The following is a 22,604-nucleotide window of genomic DNA, read 5'->3' as shown; positions in this document are numbered from 1 at the left end:
CATGCTCTCCTTCTCCATCATGATCGCTGCTCAACCTGGAGATCCGCGGTGGTGGGTGGGACGCCGGGCCCGGGACGGGTGTTCTGGGGCTTGCGGACCGCGACACCCCGGCCCACGCGTCGAGGGCCTCTCGTTCGGATCGTGCCGGCTCGCGTCCCCTGCCGCCCCGGCCCGGCCCGGTCCGATCCGGAGGAAGGCCCTAGTCGGAGGCATCGGCACCCAAGTAGGCCTCCACGCCCGGCAGATCGTCGGAGTCCTGGAGACCTGCGTCCATCTCGTCCGCACGTGTGCGCAGCCAGCGTACAAGGGAGCGGATCATGACCGCGTGCGGGAGGGACGACTGGCGCAGCCGGGCGATGTCCTCCCGGGTTCCGGGTAGTCGGGAGAGGTGCCGGAGCGAGGACCAGGCCAGCGGCCGACCCAGCCGCTTCAGCATCCGGTGCAGCTCCTTCGGCGCGTCCGCGAGGCCGAGGCCGGCGGCGACCTGGTCGAACTCGGCCACCGTCGGCACGTACTCCACGGTGTCCGCGACGGACAGCAGACTCGCCACGTCGTGCACGCCCAGCCGCTCCCGCAGCGCGTCCAGCCGGCCGAGCATCACCCCGTCGAACCACGGCTGCACGGTGGTCCGGCCCAGCCTCGGCGGGTGGACGCCCCAGTACTCCGCCCAGTTCAGTACCGCCTGGTTGGACACCGGACCCATCGGGATGAACGGCTGGTCGTCCTCCGACTCCGAGGCGTCGGCCCGGTGGTACGCGGCGGTGGGCTGCCGGGCCGGGAAGAGCTCGTGGTAGTCGGGCAGCGGCGTGCCGTTCCGGAACGCCGCCAAGTACTCCCCCGGGGCGGGAGAGCGGTAGGACGGCGGGGGCGGGGAGAGGTAGCCGGGCGGCGGGCTGACCGGGACGAGGTCCTCGTCGTCGCCGTGGTGGAGGTCGTCGTGGTCCTGGACGTCGTCGCGCCGGCGGCCTAGGTCCGGCTCCTCCTGCTCCTCCCCCTCCTCCTCGGAGACCGGCGCATGGCCCTCCTCAGGTGGGAGGACGTCGTGCTCCTCCAGCCACTGCTCGGCGTACTCCCGCAGGTCGACGCCCTCGGGCGCGTGGAAGAGGTGCGTGTACACCTCCTGGATCAGTGCCCGGTCCGGGATCGGGCGGGGCCGGACGGTGAGGGCGGCGTAGACGGCGCCCAGCCGCTCGGTGACGGCGGTGGACTCCCTGGCCAGGGTCGGGAAGTCCAGGCCGGCGATGTCCAGGAAGGCGGCCGTGTGCGCGTAGCCGCGGCTGCCGCCGGGCAGCGGGGCGCCGGGCCCGGCGGCGGCGAAGAAGCGGTGTGTGACCTCCTCGAAGGCGGCCCAGCCCGCCGGGTCCTCCGGGTGCAGCCCCAACTGTCCCAGCTGGTCGCGCAGCAGGGCGGACCACCTGGTGAAGGTGGCGCTGTCGGGGGCCTGGTGGAGGGCTGTGAGGTCGTGCGGGAAGAGCCGCGCCAGCCGGCCCGGGTCGACCTGGAGCGCGAGAGAGGCACGCAGCAGGGTGTCCGGCCCGAACGGCGCTCCGGCGGCGAGGTGCGGGATCTCGTCGGGGATGCGGCCGAGCACAGTGCTCAGCTCCACCAGGTCCCGGGTGATCCGGCCGGCCGTCCGGGCGGGGGACGGCTGCGGATGGGGGCTCTGGAGGATGCGGTGCAGGACGCCGGCGAACCGGCCTACGGCGAAGTCGCCGCTGGTCCAGTCGCCGACCAGGGACGACCAGTGGTCGGGGCCGGCCTGCGAGGTGATCAGGGCGCCGTACCGCGCCGTGTCCGCCAGCCAGGCCCGTACCTGCGCTCGGCCCTGTTCGACGGATGCCCGGCGCAGCGCGTCCAGCGTCAGCCCGTTGCCGGTCAGGTAGGCGTGGAACGAGGCGGCCTCACCCGGCTCAAGGCGGTCGACCTGTCCGGTGAACCACGCGGAGTCGCGCGGTTCGAAGCCGAGTCCCGCCAGGTCGGAGCGGAGGCTGTGCAGCGCGGTGCGGGTGGGGTGGCGCAGGCCGGAGCCGGCCATCCAGGAGAGGTGGTCGGCGAAGAGCGCGGCGTGGTCGCGGGGCAGGCCGAGCCCCCTGGCCAGTGGGGCGAGCGGGCGCCGCGGCGGCCCATTGGGCACGACGGACGGCCCGCTGGGCCCGGCGGGTTCGCCGGGCCCACCGGCACCGCCCCGCCCCCGCTGGGTGTTCCGCGAGGAGTCGCCGTGCCGGGGCGTGCCGCCGACCGGGGCCTTGCCCCGGACCAGGCCGTACTCCCGGGCCGCCGCCCGCGCCTCCTGTTCGGCTGCGGCCGCGCGGGTGGCCTCGTCGGGGTGCGGGGCGAGCAGGACGCGGGCGACCCGGTCCACCGCGCGCCGGTGCAGGGCCCGCAGCTGGTACTGGGACGGCTCGCGGCCGATGACCGGGGGCAGCCGCAGGTAGCCGGACGCCTCGGAGATCACGTGCGGCGGCAGGTCCTCCAACTGCCGTGCGGTGTCCGGTGCGAGGTCGGGGTCCGCGTCCGGTTCGTCGTCGGACTCGCGGTCAGGTCCACGACCGGGTTCGGGCTCGGGCTCGGGCTCGGGATCGGGATCAGGGTCAGGCTCCGCATCGGGGTCCGAACCGGCTTCGGTCCTGGTGGCGCGGCTGCCCAGCCGCGGGCGCTTGGAGGTGCCGGCGACGGGCGTGTTCTCTTCGTCCCGTTCCCGGCGCGAGCTTCCGACGGGCACCGGCTGCTGCCCGGGAACGGAGCCGGAGTTCGGCGCGAGCACGGTGTAGAAGTCGAAGGCGCTCTGCGGGACCGCCCTGGACGTTGATGGCTCAGGCGACGGAGCGGTCTCGGACGAAGCGGCGTCGGGCACCGGAAGGCTCCGCGGCGCTTCGAGCCGCACCGGGACGCCGAGGTGGTGGAAGATCCGGCCGGCCCGGTCGACGGGGGACGGGCCGCCCGGCGGGAAGAGCCCGCGCTCCATGGCCAGCCGCCGTACGACCTCCGGACGGACGGTGACGGCCCGCGCGTCCAGCGCGGAGTCGCCGGTCGACGGCACGGGCACCTGGCTCTCCGCCCAGGCCAGGTCCTCGGCCGAGGGCTGCGACGGGTTCATCCGGCCGTAGATGTGGCGGCGGCCTCCCCGGTCCTCGACCCGCACGACCTGCCAGTCGAAGCCGCGGCCGATCAGCAGTTCCCGCTCCTCGTCCCCGCTCATCGAGACGCCGGCGATGTAGAGGGCCCGCGTGCCCGCCGGGACCAGCAGGTGCAGAACGGCGGGACGTTCGGTGAAGTCCGGGGCGACCGGGCCGAACGAGGTCGACATCAAACTGCCCTGGCGGATGATCTGGCCTGGCTCCAGGGGCCCCAGGTGGTCGAGCGTCTCCTGGATGAGCGCCCTCGTCACCACCACGTCCTCCGGCACCGGGAAGGTACCGATCCCCCGGTCGATCAACGTGAGTACCTGGTGGGTCGCCTGGAGCGCGCTGCGCAGGAACTGGTCGCCGGCCACCATCGGAAGAGGATCGCTGCTCTCGTGCACCATGTCGTCGTAGAGGCCGTCGCGCAGCACCTGGTGGTCCCGCCAGATCGACGTGGCGAACTCGGTGAGCGTGCCGTCGGCGCGGTCGTAGTCGTCCGCCAGGGCCTTGATCACCTCGGTGAAGGGCTGGAACGGCAGGGCGCGCCGCGACTCGTCGTCCGCGCCTCCCGAGTAGCTGCGCAGGGCCTCCCGCACCGCCTCGGGCAGCGACTCGACGTGGTTCCCCCAGACGCTCCGGCCGTACTCGACACCGTCCCGCTCGTCAACGAACGTCCGGGCGCCGGGGAAGACCTGCTGGTCCAGGGCGTGGTCGGGCACGTTCTCCGGGACGGCCTGCTGCTCGACGCCGGAGTCCTGATCGTCGGAGTCCTGATCATCCGACCGCTCGTCGTCGGACCGATCATCGTCGGACCGATCATCGTCGGACTCCGCGCTGTCGGACTGATCAGCGTCTGAATGATCAACATCTGACTGATCGACGTCTGACCGCTCGCCGGACTCCGCGAAGTCCTCCCTGGCGCTGTTGAGGGTGGCGACGACCCGGTTGACCGCGTTCGTGAGCATCCGGCGCTCTCCCCCCATGAGGGAGACCAGCGCGCTGTCCCGCCAGATGTCCTGGCGGTATCCGCGGGCCCGCGCCGACAACTCCTCGATCTGCGGGGCCTCGTCGGGTTCGAGCCCGTCCCGGTCGGCGAGGTCGGTCAGCATGTCCTCCAGCCCTTCCCGCCAGTCCTCCCACTCGTCCGGGGAGGCTTCGAAGGGCCGACGCGGGAAGGAGGACACCACCGGGAAGTGGGTGCGCTCCAGCCTGGTGAGCAGCGCCGCGAGCCGGTTGCGCAGCGCCATGCCCTGGCCTCCGTCCCCGGGGAGTTCCTGCACCAGGTCCCAACCGCGCTGCAGGAGGTGGTCGGGCGGGACGTTCCCGGGCCGGAGGTCCCCGGCGTACGGCGTCAGTTCGTCGAGGACGACGTCGAGCCGCGTGTCCCAAGACGGGGCCACGAAGGTCCGGGCCAGCGCCTCGGACGCCTCCGGCGGAACGGTGATCCCTAGGTCCTTGTCCTGCGGCGCTTCGTCGGAGTCGTCGTCGGTGTGCTCGTCGAACTCGGAGCCGGAACCAGAGCCGGAACCGGCCCCGGAGCTACGGGAGGGGCCCTCGCCGTACGGGTTGTCGTCCAGGCTGTCGTCCAGGTCGTCGTCCCGGGTGAAGTGGGCCTCCTTCTGCCCGGACGCGCCTCCGGGCGCCCACCCGGGGCGCGTTTCCAGGCCGTTGTTGAGCCAGATCTTCCGGATGGCCTCCCGCAGGCCGTCCGCGGTCTTCGGCAGGTCGGCACGGTGCAGGGCGAACTGGCGCCGGACCTCGGGAAGCAGCTCCCGCGCCCTGGCGACGTTCTCGCGGCCGATGACGAGCGGCGGCTTCACCAGTCGGGTCGCCCACTCCAGGTCCTCCGCCGACGGTTCGACCGGCTGCTCCTTCGGGGCCTTCACGGCCTTGTCCTCCGGCGCCTTCTCCACCTCGGTCCGGGGCTCCGGGAGGCCCACGGTCAGCGGGATGTGCCCGCTCTCCCGCGCGACCGCCCTGCCGCCCTTGAAGAACGTGAAGGTGAGGAGGACGTCTCCGGTGAACAAGCCCATGGGAGCCGGGGACTTGATGTTGGCGATGACCTTGCCGTCCTCGCTCTGGATGGCGCCGGCGCGGTTCATACCGCCATGTGTGCCGACGACGGAGGCGAGGACCTGCGCGGCGTCCTCGATACTCGCCTCGTCGCCGATCTGGACCTGGACGTTCTTCTGGCGGGTCGCCAGTTCGGTGGTGGTGAAGCGGTGCCCCATGTCGCTGCTGAGGGCGCTCTCAGCGCCCTTGTCGAACCGCTCGTACGTCAGCGGCCGGACCACCTTCGCGGTCACCTCGATCCGGTCGCCCCGGTTCGTCGGATCCAGGGCGATGCTCATGACCCCCGCGACGTCCTGGGCGTTCGTGTCCTTCGCACGAGGGCGGGTCAGCTCGGCTATCCGGGAGGTGAGTTTGCCGGACAGAACGGCGTCGCGAGCGATGCCCGCCATGGTCTGACCGGTGGGCTTCCCCTTGCCCTCCCAGCGCTTGGTGCCGTAGACCCTCCTCCCGACGAGGTTCAGCAGCTGGTGCACGCCGTTGACGTCGTCGAGGCTGCTCACGACGGCCTTCGGCTCCAGTCCGTTCAGGACCGGGTCCTGCTTCGGCTTCAGCATCTTCGGCTGGGAGACGACATCCTTCCGGAGTGGCGCCGGCGTCTTCGGCAGCGGGTCGGGCTTGTCCGCGGCCGCGGCCTGGGTCTGGACGGTCACGTCCAGGTCGACGGTGACCATGCCGCGCCGTTCCGTCTTCCTGGTGACGTCGAACGCCTTCTCGTCGAGTGTGTTCCGCCTCTTCAGCGTCTGGTCGGCCAGCCGCTGGACCTTTTCCTGCTGCGCGGGCGTGAGGTACCGCCGGTTCTTTCCGGAGCCGCCGTCCTGCTGCGACGTCGCCCGCAGCTCCAGCTTCTTGGCCTTCCCTTCGAGGTACGCGCTGTGCAGGTTGAGGATGGTGCGCCGCTGCTTGACGAACGCGTCGGCGATCCGTCCGGTGAAGCCCGGCGGGTCGGCGACAAACTCGAAGTGGAGGTGTGCCTCGCCCTCGAAGAACGCACCGGGCGCCTTCGTCTTGACGGCTGTGCCGGCCGAACTCTGGGTGGCGGCGACGCCGATGAGCTCCTTGCCGGTGCCGCGACCGATGGTGACGCTGCCGAACACCGAGTTGAAAGGAGCGACCGGCGCGTTCACCTGGAACTGCCCGGTCTTCACGGTGTTGCGGCCGCCACCGAGTGAGGACTCGCCATCGGTGCCGCCCTCGCCGACGCGGCGGACCGAGCCCAGGTTGAACTCGCTCTGCTTGGTGGTGCCGGTGTGCACGAGGTCCGTCACGGTGCTGGTGACGCGCACCCTGCCGCCGTGGACGTAGACGGTCATGACCTCGCCCGCGTTCATCTGCTTCAACCGCCGGGTGGCCCAGTCGAGGGTGACCTGCTGGAGGAGGTCGCGCCGGGCCCTGGGCCAGTTCTTGCCGAACACCTGCTCGCCGACGGTGTCGACGGAGGTCACGTAGGTCGTGGCCTCCGAGCCCTGTTCCCGGCTGGAGTCCTTGGTCGTGGTGATCGGCCGCTTCCGGGACATGAGGGGGCCCAGGTCCCGCGTCGTCTTCGCGGCACCCAGGCTCGCGGGCAGCCGCACCTCGTGGACCTGGTCGTCGACGCCGAGCCGGTGGGTGGACGTGATCCGCTTGGGGGGGAGGTAGGCCTCGGTGGGCGTGGGGCGCCTGCCGGTGGCGGCGTCCACCGTCTCGCGCTTGGGGACCGCGACCTTTCCGGTGACCTCGCTGACCACCTGCGGGACCGGCACGGCGCGGGAGATGCCGAACTGGTCGGTACGGGTGAGGCGGACGTCGAAGGCGAACCGGAAGGTTCCCTTGTAGAACACGGCGGGCTCGGTGGTCTTGACCTTGTTCACCGACGTGCCCGAGATGTCGTGGGAGTGCCCCGTCGACTGGTCCGAGTTGCCTGTCCAGGTGCCCCCGAGGGTGAGGGAGTGCGGGAGCTTCAAGGCACCGTTGACCGTCACCGTGTCGCGCTGCCGCTCGTCCCGCATGGCGCCGGTGGAGTTCCGGAGCTCGCCACCGGTCTCGAACTCGAAGGAGTCGACCTCACCGGCGTAGGCGTCGGCGATGAAGTCCACCTGCTTGATGTCCAGTTCGAGGTGGTTTCCCTTTCCGTCGATGACGATGGTCATCGGCTCCGGGCTGCTGCTCAGACTCCACATCTGCGGACGCAGGGCGGAGGGGCTCACCACCACGGTCAACGCCTCCTCGATCCCGTCCCAGTACTCCCCGAGGTGCGGCTCCAACGCGTCCTTGAGGGAGCTCATCAGCTTCCAGCCGTCGTGGAAGCCGAGCGGGATGTCGTTCGGGCCCAACCGGTTGAACCGGGTTATCCGCGGCGGGGGCAGCAGGGGCGCCGTCTCCAGGCTCTTCAGGCCGCCGTCGGCCGGCGGCCGCGGCAGGGGCTGCCGTACCACCGTCCGCACGGGTGGTCGGACGAGGGCCTTCTCCTGGGTGACCGCCGCCCGCTCCACCTTCTTGCCGGTGTCCGACGTAACGTCCGTCTCCACCTTCTCGCCGGTGTCCGACGTATCGTCCGTCTCCACCTTCTCGCCGGTGTCCGACGTATCGTCCGTCTCCACCTTCTCGCCGGTGTCCGGTGACTCCCCGGAGTGGACGGGATCGGACGTCGGTGCCAGGGGCGGCTCGTGCTGGACCGTGATCAGGCCGTCCCGGTCGAAGAGCATCTGCCCGGTCCTCTCGGCCACGAAGCGCGTTGCCTCGCTCTTCGGGACGGCGATGAGGAACGGCACCGGGACGGGCTCGTGGTTCGCGGCCGGGTGCTTCGAGCCGGCGCCCGCGTGCTGGACGTGGAAGCTGTAGTGCGCCTCGCCCCAGAAGAGGACCATCGGCTCGCGCCACTTGCCGTTGGCCACGGTCCTCGAACTGCTCGCCTCTCGTCCGCCCTCGCGTCGTCGGTTGGCCTGGCCGAGGCCCCCTGTACCGTTCATCGAGACGTCGGAGGCCAGCGCGCCGGTGCCTCCACCGGCGCCGTTGAACGAGGTGTCCATCCAGTCCAGCAGACGCCAGGCCTGCCCCGACGTGGACTCGTTGAGGACGTTCGGATCGGCGGCGTCGATCTCCTTGAGGTAGGCCAGCCTCCCGATGGTGGCGGTCAGCGCGATCCGGGAGCCCTTCCCCGACAGAGCCTCCGTGAGGACGGGGCTGCTGAGCTTGGCCCCCTGGCTCATCGCGGGCAGCGCGGAGACCAGGCGTTCGGTGCGGAAGCTGCTGTGCACGAGGAGCCGCGTCTTCGTCCACTCGTCCCCGTAGTGGGCCTTGCCCAGGGCGTCCAGAGTGGCCATGAAGCCCTTGCGGGCCTGATCGGGCGGCGTCACGACGACCGGCGTCCCGGTACCGCCGGTCGGTTCCACGACAGCGGCCGGCTCCGTAGTGCCGTGCTGCGTCCACGGCGCGAAAGCGATGCGCTCGTCGGTGAAGACGTTGAGGGGGATCGCCTCCTCCGTGAACCCGCGCTGGTCCCCCGTGCCCCACAGCTGAGCCGGCGGCGCCCAGAACGCCTTGCCCTTCTCCACCACCGTCGGATCGATGTACCGCGGCGGCTCTTCCCCGTCCTCGGGGGCGGGGGACGTGAAGACCTGGTGCTCGGCCGTCTTCTCGCAGTCGGCGGCCTGCGAGATGGAGCGGAACCCGAGGTCGAAGTGCGTATTTCCGCGGGACTGCCCCTCCTTGGTGAGGAAGTCGACCTTGACCTTGGCCGTGCCGTCGAAGACCGCGCCCGGAACCTTGATCTTCAGGGCCTTCCCGGAGCGGTGGGACACCGACTCGATACCGATCGCCGTCCGGCCCCGCTGGTAGGAGACACCTCCCTGCCCCTTGGCGTTCGATCCGATGAGCGGGTCTCCCAGCAGGGTGGCGGCGATCTGCTTGCTGCCGCCGGAAGCCAGGGGGTACGTGACCGTGTCGAGGATGTCGGCGCCGGCGTTGAACTCGGTCGCCTTGGTCGTGCCCACGTGCTCCATCGACGCGACCTCGGCGGTGAACCGCACCGAGCCCATGTCGCCGGGGAGAAGGATCTCCAGGGGCTCACCGGCCGTCATTCCGGCCAGGTACTCGTGGATCAGCACCAGGTCGATCCGGCTGGCCAGGTTCTCGCGGACGGTGGGCCAGCTCTTGCCGAACAGCTCCTCGCCGAGCGCGTCGACCGACTGCTCGTCCCCGTACGCCCGCCCCAGGGTCTCCCGCAGCCCGCCCTTGGTACGGCCGCCGTCGGAGTCCAGCGGGTAGACGTCCTCGGTGATGTCCGTGCCGTGCAGCGCGCGGAGGTCCATGACGGACTTCGGCGGCAGCAGGTGCTGATCGCCCGGCTTGAGCTGGTTGCCGCTCTCCGACTCCGCGTCGCCCTTGGGCACCACCACCCGGATGGGGACGTCGGCGCTGATGCTCCCCAGGGGGCCGGTCCCGTGCTGGCGACCGGCCGCCTTGGTCGGCAGGACGGTCTTGAGACCGACCTGTTCGAGGGTGGACAGATCGACGGTGAACCGGATGCTCCCCACCACCGCCAAAGCGTCCCTGACGGTCTTGCCGCGCGCGAACCGCCCACCACGCTGCTCGAAGGTCACGGCGGTGGTCCGGCTCCACGTTCTGCCCAGGGTGATCGTGCCCTTGAAGCTCTCTGCCATCGCCGTGCCGCGGGCGGAGAAGGCGAGCGTCCAGTTGTCCTGCTTGTCGCTGAACACGCCGGACCCGGAGTTCATGTCGGCACCGTTCTCGAACTCGACCTGACCGAGCTCCTCACTCACCACCTGGTCGTCGTTGAGCTCCACGGTGACCCGTACCTCACCGTGCCAGTCCGAGACGTCGATGGGAACCCACAGCTCCGAGCCCCGGGTCATCGCCGCGACACGGGGTCTGACGTGGTCTCCTGTGAGGAACACCAGCATCTGGGTGCGGGCCTCCTCCGCCACTTCGTCCCCGAGTGCCTTTCGCAGCTCCAGCATCAACGCGTCGACCAGCGCCTCCTGGTGCTCACCCACGATCTCGACGTAGTCGTAGGCGCTGAGCTGCCGGTGGGTGCTGATCCGGGTGGGCAGAGTGGGCAGGGTGGGCAACGGCGGCGGGGAGGGCTCGACGGGGTGCTGCGTCACCTGCTCGCCCTGCTGCTGCTCGTTCTGCTCGGGGGCCTTCTCCCGCTTCTGGACCTGGTCCTGCTGGTGGCCCTGCTCCTGCTCCTGGTCCTGCGTCTGGTCCCGCTCCTGGTCCCGCTCCTGCGCCTGGTCCTGCGCCTGGTTCTGCGTCTTGTCCTGGTCCCGCGTCTGGTCCCGCTCCTGCTGGTGGCCCTCGTCCTGCTTCTGGTCGTCGTCCTGCTTCCGCTCCTCCTCGGGGGAGCCCTGCTCCTTCTGCTCCACGATCGGCGTGCTCGGCTCCTTGGGAGACCCGGTCTCCTGTGGCTGGGGCAGCCGGGCGGTGGCGAGGAAGTGGTCGCCGACCCGCACCAGGGGCACAGCCATCTGGTCCCGGGTGCCGAAGGGGATGACGAGTCCGGTCTCGTTGATCAGCGTCAGGTCGACGCCGAACTCCAAGTGCGCGAGAAGAGGGGTGAGCTCGCCGCCCAGGTTGTTGTAGCTGTGGAGGGTCTTCACCTCATGGACCAGGGACTCGGCGAGTCCGTGGTCGAGGAGGGCCCGCTTCCACGCGCCCGGGTCGTTCTGCAGCACCGCGTCGAAGTGTTCCTGGACGAAGGTGTTCCGCTCCCGGGAGGTGGCCTCGGGGTACTTCTCCGAGTGCCACGCGGCGGCGTTGGCCTTGACCTGTTCCTGGAACGCCGGATCGAAGCCCATCTGACCGGCGGCGCCGGCCCGCACCCGGGAGTCGGGGTCGTTCAGCTCGGTCCGGAGCCGCCCGGAGAGCCGGTCCCTCAGGGTGGGGACGTCAAGGTGGACCAGAGGATGGTTCGGATCCGTCGCGCGGACGGTCGCCTGCAGGGCCAGGTAGAAGCAGTCGCCACCGGCTCCGGCGTCGAAGGACCGCAGCTTGAGGGCCTCCAGGGCCTTCCGGGGTGTTCCCGCGTTCCACTGCCTCTGGTCGGACCCCTCCTGGCCGTCGTCCTCCCGGTCTTGGTCCTCCCGGTCGGGCCGGACGAGGGAGCCGGGCGGGGTGTCTTCCTCTTCCTCTTCCTCTTCCTCTTCCTCTTCCTCCTTCGGTTCGGCCGGGAGGACCTTCCGAGCGTCCGGGTGCTCCTGGTCCTGCCCGTCCCCGTGCTGCACGAGGTCGCCACCGTCGAGCTCGCGGTCGGGGTCCGGGACGGGGCCGGTCTTCAGGACCTCGTCGGAAACCGGGACCAGGTCCAGGTCGTCCTGGGCTGACGGCGGCGTGACGGCGGTCAGCTGTCCGTCGTGGCCGAGGACTTCGACCACGGGGTCGATGAACTCCGGCGCGATGCCGCCGAAGAAGACCACCTCGGCCATGTCGGGATACCCGTCCCGGCCGAGGGTCTTCGTCAGGTCCAGGCCGCCGCCGACACGGATGGTGTACCGGTACATGCGCTGTCCCCGCCCGGGGATACGCAGCGCGGTCGAGCGGGTGGTGGAGACGAAGGGGGCGCGGTAGTCGCCGGCGCCGCCGGACTGGTAGCTGCGCAGGCTGCCCTGGAACGGCTCCCCCTTCCGCAGTCCGAACCCCTCCGCGAGGATCTCCTCGGGCGGTCTCGAGTCCCACCGGTAGAGCACGTCGTCGTCGGTGCGCCACTGGAAACCCTGGCCGCCGGCCGGGTCGGAGGCCCGCACGACGAGGCTGTGCACGGTCTCGGGGTCGACCTGCTCGATCGCCGACAGGTGGGCGTACGACGGCTCGTCCGGCGACACCGTCCCCGTCTGCGGGAACGCACCGTGCTGGAGGGCGTGGAAGGCGTCGCTCTCCTCCGACATGCTGAGGGCCCGGGGCCTGCGGCGGTGCTCGACGGACAGGTCCAGCGGCTTGAACCGCTCGGCGTGTTCGGACATGCGGGTACTCAGCTCGCGCATCCGCGCGGCCAGCCTGCCCGCCTCCGCCGCCCACGCCTGCCGACCGCCCTCGTAGGTGTCCGGGTCCGGGAGGCCGAACGTCTCGAAGTCCGTCGCCGTGCGGTCGTCGGTGAACGCCCGCAGCTCCGTGCCCAGCCGGCGCGCCTCGTCCAACAGCGCCCGCCACTGCGCGTGGACCTCGGACTCCAGCACCGCCTGGTCCGGGACCTCGCCCCGCTCGTCCGGGACGCGGACGTCGAGCGCCGCCCGCGCGTGCCCCAGGTACCAGTTCCGGACGCCGAGGAACCACTCGGTGTCCGCCTCGGTCCCGGATCCGCCCAGCAGGCGGGACCAGTCCGGCTCGGACAGGTCGAAGCGGCTGCCGCCGGCCTGGTTGGGCGGCGCCACCGGTGTCCGGGGCAGGTCGGAGACCAGTTGGTCCTCGTCCTCGTCCTCGTCGGCGAGGACAGGCTCCTCCCAGCTCGGTCCCCCGTCCTCCGTGTCGGGATCGTTCTCCGGTACGTCGTCGAAGAAGGGCTCCTGGAGCTCGTCGATCATCGTGTCGAGGTCGGGCAGGGTGGCGGTGTCGATCTGGTGGAGGAAGTCCTCCAGCTCCGCGCGCAGCGTGGCCGGTGTCCTCCTGGCATGCGCCACTGCCTGGTCGGGGTGGGCGCGGAGCAAGTCGATCAGGCGTCGGACCTCCTCCCGTAGCGTGACCGCGAGGCTCCGCGTCAGCTCGATCGGCGCCCGCGCCGGGAGACCGTGTGCGTCGTACTGGGCCTTCCCACCAGGGACCACGGCCTGGCGGGGGTCGTTGAACGCGTCCAGCGCCTTCATCTTGAGCGCGCCCCAGGCCGAGTACGCCAAGGCGAGACCATTCGGGGTCAGTTCCTGCTCCGGGGCGAGCTTGCCGGTGAGCCGCGCCACCTGGTTCCGGATAACGCCCTCGTACAGGGGGTGCTGGTGGACGGGTGGTTGGTCGAGCGGGCCGGACCCGTCCAGCGGCTCCGGACCGTCCGCCTCCGAACCGTCAGGCTCCAGACCGTCCGGCTCCGACTCCGGCTCGACGTGCTCGGTGGGACTGAGCGTCGAGTACACGTCGAAGGACAACGGCAGGATCTCGGAGCTCAGGTCGTGCTCCGGGACCTCCTCGACCGACGGGGACTGCGGAGTGCTGCGGGCGGTGGGGTCGTCGAGGGCCTCCTCCTGCGACGGGTGCTGCTGCGGCGCGGAGCCCTCGACAGGGGGCAGCCCGTTCTCGCCGTGCACGGGCACGGACTCAGGCACAGGCACAGGCACGGGCTCGGGCACGGACTCAGGCACAGGCACGGGCACAGGCACGGGCTCAGGCACGGGCTCAGGCTCAGGCACGAGCTCAGTGGAAGCGCCGGCCTTGCTGGCGTGCAGCGTCCGCAGGACGGTCCCGAGGAGGGTCAGACGGTCGGCCGTGTCGCGCATCCGCAGGGCGAGACGCGAGACGCGGACAGCCCACACCGAGGAGATCGTCTTGAAGCTCTCCGGGTCGTACAAGTCAAAATCGTCCAACAGGTCGATGTACATGGTGAGCTCGGAGAGCAGCCCCTGCCCCTCCTCGACGGCCTCGGCCAGTGCCTGGCCGGCCTGGTGGATCGCACGGTCCGTCTCGTCCGGGACCGCGTCCGGCCCTCCGGGGGTCTGGGCCACCGGCTTGCGGATGTCCGCCACCCCGTTCAGCAGGTCGCCGAACCACGTCCTGACCCCGGCGGTCCAGGGAAGGTCCTCGTCCAGCTTCCCCGACGGACGGTACGACCAGTCGGGCTCCCCCGGACCGGCGCCGTCCACCACCACCTGCTGCTGGTCGTCCCGGAGGGGGAGACTCACCTCGGAGTACGCCGCCTGAAGTGCCGCGAGGTGGTCGGCGTCGATGTGCGCCGCGAACCACCGCAACTCGTCACGGAGCCGGCCCGTGTCCACACCGCTGAGATCCGCCGAAGAGCGGGGGCGGTCGCGGACCAGCTCCTGCAGCCGCGAGATCTCCCTCCCCGCCATGACCGCGAGATGCAGCGTCGACGCGATCGGCCTCCGTGCGGGACGCCCCAGCGAGTCCCACTGCTCCCGCCCGCCCGGCACGACGGCGAGCTCCGGCTTCGACAGCACGGTGTCCAGCAGTTTCCGCAGATCACGCCACTGCCGCAGCGTCCACTGCCAGCGCTGGGGCGTCATCTCCTCGCCGGAGACGAGCTGATCGGCCAGCCGCGCGACCTCCTCCATCACCTGTGCGGCCGACGGATGCTCCCACCCCCGCGAACCGTCCACCCCCACGAGTGCGGATTTCGGCGACGCCGTGAACACCACGGGTTCAAGCGCGTAGCCCGGTTGGGAAGGGGTGAACCTCACCCATCCACCGGCGCTCCCGTCCGTGTTGGGGAAGACGAAGAGATGGGAGTCCGTGTAGCGCTCCCAGACGCTGATGGAACGGGTCGCCGCCCAGACGACCTTGCCCGTCTCCTCCGCCACTTGCTGGCCGAGCGGGATGCCGCCGGAGGTGGGAGTCGCACCCGCCATACACGCCACGAGGACGATCTCCGCGTCGTCCACGAGCTTCTGGAAGCTCGGCCGGCGCTTGACGCCGCGTCCGAGCACGGTCCCGCTCACTCCCGTCAACGCGACGGTACCGTCCTGCTGACGCACCGGCAGCCCGGCGGAATTGGGGTTGGCGTGCACTTGGACGGCGTACAGGTCGCGCGCCTTCGACCACGGTGTGGGCCCGGGCACGTGTTTGCCGTTCCTGGCGTAGCGAATCACGGGCCGGCGGAGGTCCAGTCCCGTCAGTGAGAACCGGAACGTCATCTGGTCCTTGGCCATGAAGAAGGCGCGCCCGTGGCTGAAGGACGTCTCCTTCGACCCCATGGTGGTGCTCACCACCTGTGACCGCAGGATGGGCCGCCCGCTCCGGTCATGGCCGAACATGTCGGCTCCCGGCTCGGAGTGTTCCTCGTGCCGGTCCTCGGACGGTCGCACCGTGAACCAGTAGCCGGGGTACGTCCCGTTGGCATCCGTGATGTCCTCCGCGACAAGGACGTTCTTGCCCGACGGGTCCTTCCGCACCTCGACGACGCCCGTGTGCGCGTGCACCACGTGGCCCGTCTTCCCCGCCAGGGCACGCGGCAGTACCGGATCGCCGGCCCCCAGGCCGCGGCCGACCAGGACGATCGGCACGTCCTTCGCCAGTGCTCGCACACCCGGGTGCCCGGCCACCGCGGCCACGAGCTCGTCGACCAGCACCGTCCCCGAGTCGGGGAGCTTCACCACGAACGGCTTCACGGCGCTGTGGTTCGCGGCCGCCAGCCCCGTCCCGTCGCCGGTTGACCCGGTCGGGGGCAGCCCGGTCACGGCATCGCCTTCGACCCCGATCTCCAGATCCACCCCCTTGTCCCCGTCACTGAACGCGCCCTCCACGAAGGAATCGGCGGACAGCGGAACGGGCACGGTCAACGGACCGGTGGCGGAACTCCCGCTGTTCCCGAAGTCGGCGCCGCTGAGGTCGATGTCCTCGTCCAACACCTCGAACCCGTCAAACCCGTCCAGGTCGTCCAGGTCGTCCAGGTCGTCCAGCTCCACGGGCTCCAACACGTCGCGCTGATCCGGGCTGAGCAGCGTGCGCACCTTCGACGACATCGACGAGCTGTCCGGCCGGCGGTCCCCGCGCAACATCGCGTCGAAGTCCTGGGCCTGGACCGGCTCCTGCTCCTGCTCCTGCTCCTGCTCCTGCTCCTGGACCTGTTCCTGGACCTGTTCCTGCTCCTGGACCTGCTGCTCGTCGGACTCCTGGCTGCCGAGGTCCGCCGGAGCCACGTCCTCCTCCTCGACAGGCGGGGACTGCGCAGTGGACTCACCGGGCGGATCGTCGGGGGATTCGCCCTGGATCGACGGCTGCTCCGGCGTGGTGCTCTCGACCGGAGCCGTCGCGCTCCCCACGGGTACGGGCACGGTGTCGGCGCCACCCGTCGCCGCGTCATGCGGGGGCGGGGGCGGGAGCACCGGCGCCAGGGGGAGTGTCGGCGGCTCGGTCTCGCCCCGCGACCGGGACGGGGAGAACTTGACCCACCGGCCCCGGGTGCCGTCCGAATGGGGGAGAACCAGGAAGCTCGCGTCCGTAAGGCCAGGGGGAGTCCCGACCGTGGTGGTCGGCGCCCAGACGTCCATTCCGGTCTCGTCCGCCAACTGCTGGCCGAAGGGAGCCCGGCCCTTCGCAGGAGTGGCGCCCGTAGCGCAGGAGAGAAGGACGATCGCCGCGTCGTCGGGGAGCTTCTGGAAGCTCGGCTGGCGCTTGAGACCGCGCCCCAGGCTGGTGCCGGTCGCCCTGACCTTCTTGATGCTCCCGTCGCGCCGTCGCACGGGGACCATCACGTGGGTGCTGGTGCCGTGCACGTCCACGACGTACAGGGAGCTCGTGCCGAGCCAGGGCGTCGGCTCGGCGAAGTTGTCCGACCGCGTGCCGTAGCGGACCATCGGTCGGTACAGGTCCAACTGCGTCAGCGTTTCCCTGAACTTCTGCAGGTCCGCGCTCGTGTGCAGGCCCCGGCCCTGGCTGATCCCCTCGGCGTTGACGAGGGTTGTGTCCAGCCAGGGGAAGGTGCCGGTGGACTTGGCGTAGGACTCCCCGGCCGGTATGTACATCCAGTAGCCGGGCAGGGGCCCGCTCGGGTCGATGAGGTCGCCGGTGAAGAGGGTGCGCGTCCCCCAGGCGTCCTCCCACACGTCGACGAAACCGGTATGGGCCAGCACGGAGTGGCCGGTCTCCCTCCCGAGGGCGCGCGGCAGCTCCGGGTTGCCGGCGGCCAGTCCGTCGCCGATCAGGACGATCACCGAACCCTTCGGCAGCGCCTGCACGCCCGGGTGTCCGGCGACGACGGCCACGAGCTCGTCCAGCGGCACCGTGCCCGGATCGGGGAGCTTGACCGCGAAGGCTCTCGCGGTGCCGTGCTTCGGACCCGTCGCAGCCGAGTCCTGAGCCTCGGGCCCGTGGGGGGCCGGGAGCGGTACGACGGCGCCGTCCTCGTCGATCTCCAGGTCGATCCGGTAGCGGTCGGTCCCCTTCTCCGCCTCCGATCCGAAAAGCCAGTCGCGGTCGGGCCGGTCGGTGACGGTCCCGTCATGGGAGATGTCCGGGCCGTCGGCCTCCCCGTAGAGCAGGCCGAACTCCGTGCCGTCTCCCTCCCATTCGGCCCAGAAGTCCTTCGCCGCGGCCACAGGCCCGTCGGTCTCCTCGGGCTCATCGGACCAGGGCGGTTCGGTGGGCTCGGTGGGCTTCTCGGACAGGGCGTCGTCCACGTGCGCGTCCTGGGACCCGGACTGCGGGACGGCAACCTCGGTCTGGGCCTCCTCGTCGGTCGCCGCCCCGGACTTGTCCTGGTGGTCCGGCTCGACGGGCTCCGGCGAGGTGGCAGGGGCGACCTGCTGCTCCTCCTCGATCTCCGCCGGGGGGCCCGGCTCGGACCGGCTCGCCACCGTGGCGGCGGAGTCGTTCTCCTTCGCCACCGTGTTCGGCGCCTCGGGCTCCTCCTCCGTCTCCACCTCCGGCGCCGCGTCGTCGCTCTCCTCCGTCACGGCGTCCGCTGACGACCTGGCGGTGAACCTGCCGCCGTGCTCCTGCTCGTGTGCGAGCCACGCGTCCTTGTCCAGGTCGCTGGGGCCCCAGCGCTCGTGGTACGCGTCCAACCAGTCGCTCTCGGTGCGGTGGCCGACAGCCGTCCGCTCGTCCGCGCCCAGCTCCAGGCCCTCGGCAGCGCTGTGGAAACCCTCGGCCCAGGAGTCCAGGCCCCGCGCGGCGCTCAGTTCGAAGTCCAGGTGGAGGCCGAGCCGGTCGGACTGGTCCTCGCGGCCACCGCGCCACGCGGCGAAGGCGTGCGGGTCGATCAGGTCGGAGCCCAGGCGTACCAGGGTGCCGGCCGAAGGGTCGCGCTCCGGCGCGCCCTCGGGCGGTTTCGCGCCCGGCCCGAAGAGCTTGTCGAAGAGGTCGCCGACGCGCTTGGCGTGGCCCTCCACGAAGCGGTCGGCCACGTCCACGGGGACCGCGTCGCCCTTCCCCTGGAGCAGCCGGGAAGCCTCGGTCCGGGCGGCGTGGACGGCGGCGTCGCGCGCGGCGGCGAGCACGATACGGCCGCGGACGAGGTCCGGCCGGGTGTACTCCAGGGCGATCTTCTCGGCCTCGACCGGGTCGGGGGACCCGCCGTGCGACCAGTTCTCCAGCCGCTTGACGAGGTCGCTCAGGATCGACGACCTGACCCGGGTGCCCGTCCCCCGGTCGACGGTCCACGCATCGAGCCCGAACTCGGCGCGGAAGTCGTCGCCGAAGGAGTCCAGGGCCGACTGCCAGTTGCCGAGACCGCGCTCGACGGCGCCGTGCACGTACGCCGCCGACGCCTCGGTGGCCTTCGCGAGTCCGATCCGCCCCTGGAGCCGCGCGGTCACCGGCCGGCGGAACTCCCGCCAGCGGGCGTTCGCCTCGTCGGAGCCGGCGGCGTCCCGATCGGGGCTTCCGGGCCGGCCGAACACCTCCACCCGGTCGCGGTCGAACAGTGCCAGCCACTCCGAGCGCAGCCAGGCGCGGCCCTTCTCCGACAGGACGTGGCCGAAGGGCTGGTGGTCCTCGTCCGGGTGGGCGCCGCCGGCGCCGAGGTGCGGTGCGACGGCGGCTTCGAACTCCAACAGCGCCCGGTGACGGGCTTGTTCGTCCGCCAGCACATGGTCGAAGAGGGTGTGCAGCTCGGACCGGGCCGACATCAGGTCGTCGACGGCGTGCCGGGCCGCCGCGGCGGGCTCCTCGGGCGGCTGCTCGTCGACGTCCTCGGTGACGTCCTCGGCGAGGTCCTCAGTGAGGTCCTCAGTGACATCCTCCGGGACCGGCCCGGTGGCCGGCTCCGTGCCCGACTCGGTTGCGGGGCGCGGGAACGTATCCGCGGTGGTGTGCGCGGACGGGCCTGCGAAGGCCGTGTCGATCGCGTCCACGAGGGCCTTCGCGCCGCCCTGCCCGGCCGCCGAGTCCGCCAGTTCCTCCATCCGCTGCCGCAGCCGGTCCCCGAAGGCGAGCTTCGCCCAGTGGCGGGCCCGCTGGGCGGGCGTCAGCTCCTGCCAGGTGGCCTGCCCGCCGACGGGCTCCAGGCCGTCGTCAGGCTCCCGCGTGATCAGCAGCGGGCCGTCGTCCTCCGGCCCGCCTTCCTTGCGGCCGGGGCTCGCCGGCCCGTGCTCGTCCAGCCACGCCTGGACCTCGCGGCTCCGCGTGCTCTTCCACTCGGTGAACGCCGCGTCCAGGAAGGACTTCTGCGCCTGCTGGACGCCGTGCTCGACCACCCACCTCCGGTCGAGGTAGTCCGACAGCCCGCCGGGCGTGTCGAACGGGTGCGCACCGCCGTCCGCCGGCCGGGTGTCGAACTCCTCGGCTGCCAGGGTGTGGAGCTGGGCCGCCATCGGGTCGGACCACGCCCGGCCCGTGTCGTCCGTGCCGGCCAGGCCCCGGTCGCGGGCCCACTCCTGGAACCGCTCCTCGAACCGCCGGGTCCGCGCGGCCTGCCGCTCGGCCTCGGCGAGTTCGGCGTGTGCCTTGGCGGCCAGGAAGCCCTGGTGGTGCTGCCAGGCGGCCGCCTGGACCTCGTCGTGCGCGGCCCAGTCCGGGGCCGGGACGAAGTGCTGCTCGGCCCCCTCCGGGATCGGGAAGGCGGCCGCGAGTTCGTGGTGGAGCCGGGTCAGGTAGTCGTCGGCGGCGATACGGGCGGCGGCCTCGTCGAAGGGCGGCGCCTCCTCGCCCCTGTCCGTGTGGGCTTGCGCGTGGGCGGCCTTGAGCCCCGACACGTGCTGGTCGATCCAGTCGCCGCGCTCCCGGTCGGTCATCGGCCGCAGCACGGAGGCGTCCAGGCCCTTGCCACCGCCGTCGTGGGACTCCTGGGACTCCTGGGACTCGTGCGGCTCCTGGACGACGTCCGACCCGGCGGCGTCCTGCTGTGCACGGAGGTGGTCGCGGACTCGGGTGAGGTGGTCGACCATGTGCTGCGGGCTGGGAACCGGTGCCGCGACTCCGTTGCCGCCCTGGTCGCTGTCGCCACCGCCCTGGCCGGAGGACGTGTCCGGCTCGTGGCCGGTCGTCGGGGTGGTGCTCTCGTGGCCGGCGATCACCACGGGGGGTTCCGTCTCCGTGGTGGGGCCGCCGACCGGATCCGTGGCGGATTCGGTGAGCGGGTCGGCGACGTCGCCGGAGGCGGGGTCGGTGAGCGGGTCCGTGCTGGGCTCGGTGGCCGAGTTCAGGTGGCTCTCACCGGAGGTCTGCGGGAGAAGGTCGCCGCCGTGCGTGCGGTCGGTGGTTTCGGTGCTGGTCGTCTGGATCGGGACCGGGTTGTCGTCGAAGGGCGACGGGGTCGCGTTCTCCGTCGTGACGGTCTGCTGCGGGTTCCTCGTCAGCTCGTCGAGCGGGACCGGGTCCGTGTTCTCCTCCGAGGAGCCGGAGGACCACGACCGTGCGGATGACGCAGACGACGTTGTCGACGTGGCGGATGTGGCGGACGTTGTCGACGTGGTGGACGTGGTGGACGCAGACGACGTGGTGGACGTGGTGGACGCCGCTTCCGGCTCGGACAGCAGGCCGCCCGGTGAGGAGGGGAGGAAGGAGGAGTACGTCGACGAGGTCTCCGGATCGCCGAGCAGCAGCGGCATCGTCTCGTCGACGTTGAGGTCCGTGTGGGCAAGGGCGGGTTTGCCGCCGAGGCTCTTGGCGAAGGTGACCGCCTTGCCGAACGCCGGGTTGACCACGTACTCGCTCAGCACCCGGGCGGCCGCGCCGGTCACCGCACCGCCGATGAAGCCGCCCAGGGTGAAGGTGAACTCGCCGTCGTAGATCTCACCGGTGATGCCGCCGGCCACGTCCTGGTTGAGGCCGTCGTTCAGGGCGCCGCCGAGCATTCCGCCGAACTTGTACCGGAAGCTGGCCGCCAGGTCCCGGTGCGGGCCGATCCACTCGCCGATGGCGTCCGGCAGGTCGTGGGCCAGCGCCTTCACTCCGGAGGCGCCGAGTTGGCCGGTGTACTTCTCCGCGACCACGTTCAGCGCGTCCTTGACCGCGATCTGGTCGGCCGCGTCCTTGGACCAGTTCCCGATGATGCCCTGGGTCATGTCGCGGCCGAGTGCCGCGGCGTTCTCCTTGCCCAGCAGGCCGCCGAGGTGCTTCTCGTAGACGGCGGCGCTCTTGTCCATGAAGCTCTTCGCGACGCTGCCGGCGACCGGCTCCGCGCCCTTGGCGAACCCGGAGAGGAAGTAGGGGCGCTGCTGGTTGACGACCTTGCCGAGGTCCTTGGCGAAGGCGTCGGAGGCCGCCTTGTCCAGCGGCAGCGCGCTCTTCCCGGTGTCGGACGCGGCGTGCCCGGCCGCGCCCTCGGCCGTGCTTTCGGCCGTGTGGTCGACGGTGGACCCGACCGTGTGGTCAGCGGCGTTCCCCACCGGGTGTCCGACCGCGCTCTTCGGCGCGGCGGCCGCGACCTCGTCGAGCACCGGTTCGGCGGTGTCATGGCTCAGCGTCTTCACGGCGCCGGCGGCGGCGTCCTTCCCGACCGCCTCTCCCGCGTCGCCGCTGAAGGCGTGGGTGATGAGGTCGCCGATCCCGCCGTTGATGTGGAACAGGCCCGGCTTGCCGACCAGCGTCTCCAGCTTGCCGCCGAACGATCCGATCATGTCGCCGATGGCCTTGCCGAACGCGGCGCCGAAGACGTCGAACGCGCCGCCCAGCACGCCGCCGATCGCGCCGCTGACCGCGCCCTCGGCCAGCAGCGACAGGTCGATGTGGTCACGGTGCCCGTCGCTCACCTGGAGGGCCTGGATGATGGCGCTCACCGCGGCGCTGAACCCGGAGCCGATCGCGGTCTGGACGGCGATGTTGAGGATCAGCGACCGCAGCAGGAGCATGATGCCCTCGCGGGTGAGGAACATCTCCCAGCTCACCATGGGGAAGAGCGCGGGGAAGAAGTACGCCAGCGCCAGCATGGCCATGATCTGGACCATCATGACCACGAGCTGGCCGATGATCATCCACTTGGTGTACTCGACCTGGGTGGCGGTCTTGTTGGCCAGGTCCTCCATCTGGCCCGCCTGGTCGGAGCCGGAGCTGAGGTAGGAGTCGTCGCCGGAGGTGAGGCGGTCGATGAGCGCGGCGAAGTTGTCCGCGGTCTGGCCGGAGAACTGGGTGCGGATGGCGTTCCCGACCTCGACGAACTGCTCCTCGAGCTTGGAGAGGTCGTCGCCCAGCTTGCCGTAGTCGGCGGCCACCTGCCGCAGCTGGTCCTCGTCGGCCTCCGGCCACTGGAGGCCGAGGTGGTTGAGGAACGCCAGAAGCGCCGGGTCGGGCATGAGGGCCACTGTCCGGGCTCCCCTCTCTCACCGCCCTCAGTCGGGCATCTCAGCTGACGATCACATCGATTGACGGGCTGTCCGT

Annotated in this window: 1 protein-coding gene; it reads right to left on the bottom strand. The window is 71.3% G+C overall.

What is annotated here, in order from left to right; genetic code table 11:
• Window positions 1-199: 199 nt before the first annotated feature.
• Window positions 200-22,519 (bottom strand): scabin-related ADP-ribosyltransferase, encoded by a 22,320-nt coding sequence (locus BS72_RS36765; protein WP_037913945.1) that lies wholly within the window; start codon window positions 22,517-22,519, stop codon window positions 200-202.
• Between the last annotated feature and the right edge of the window lie 85 nt (window positions 22,520-22,604).

This window comes from Actinacidiphila yeochonensis CN732 (assembly GCF_000745345.1).
In the GTDB taxonomy this organism is placed as follows: domain Bacteria; phylum Actinomycetota; class Actinomycetes; order Streptomycetales; family Streptomycetaceae; genus Actinacidiphila; species Actinacidiphila yeochonensis.
The sequence above is the reverse complement of the archived record's forward strand: the minus strand, read 5'-3'. Positions and strand labels throughout refer to the sequence as shown.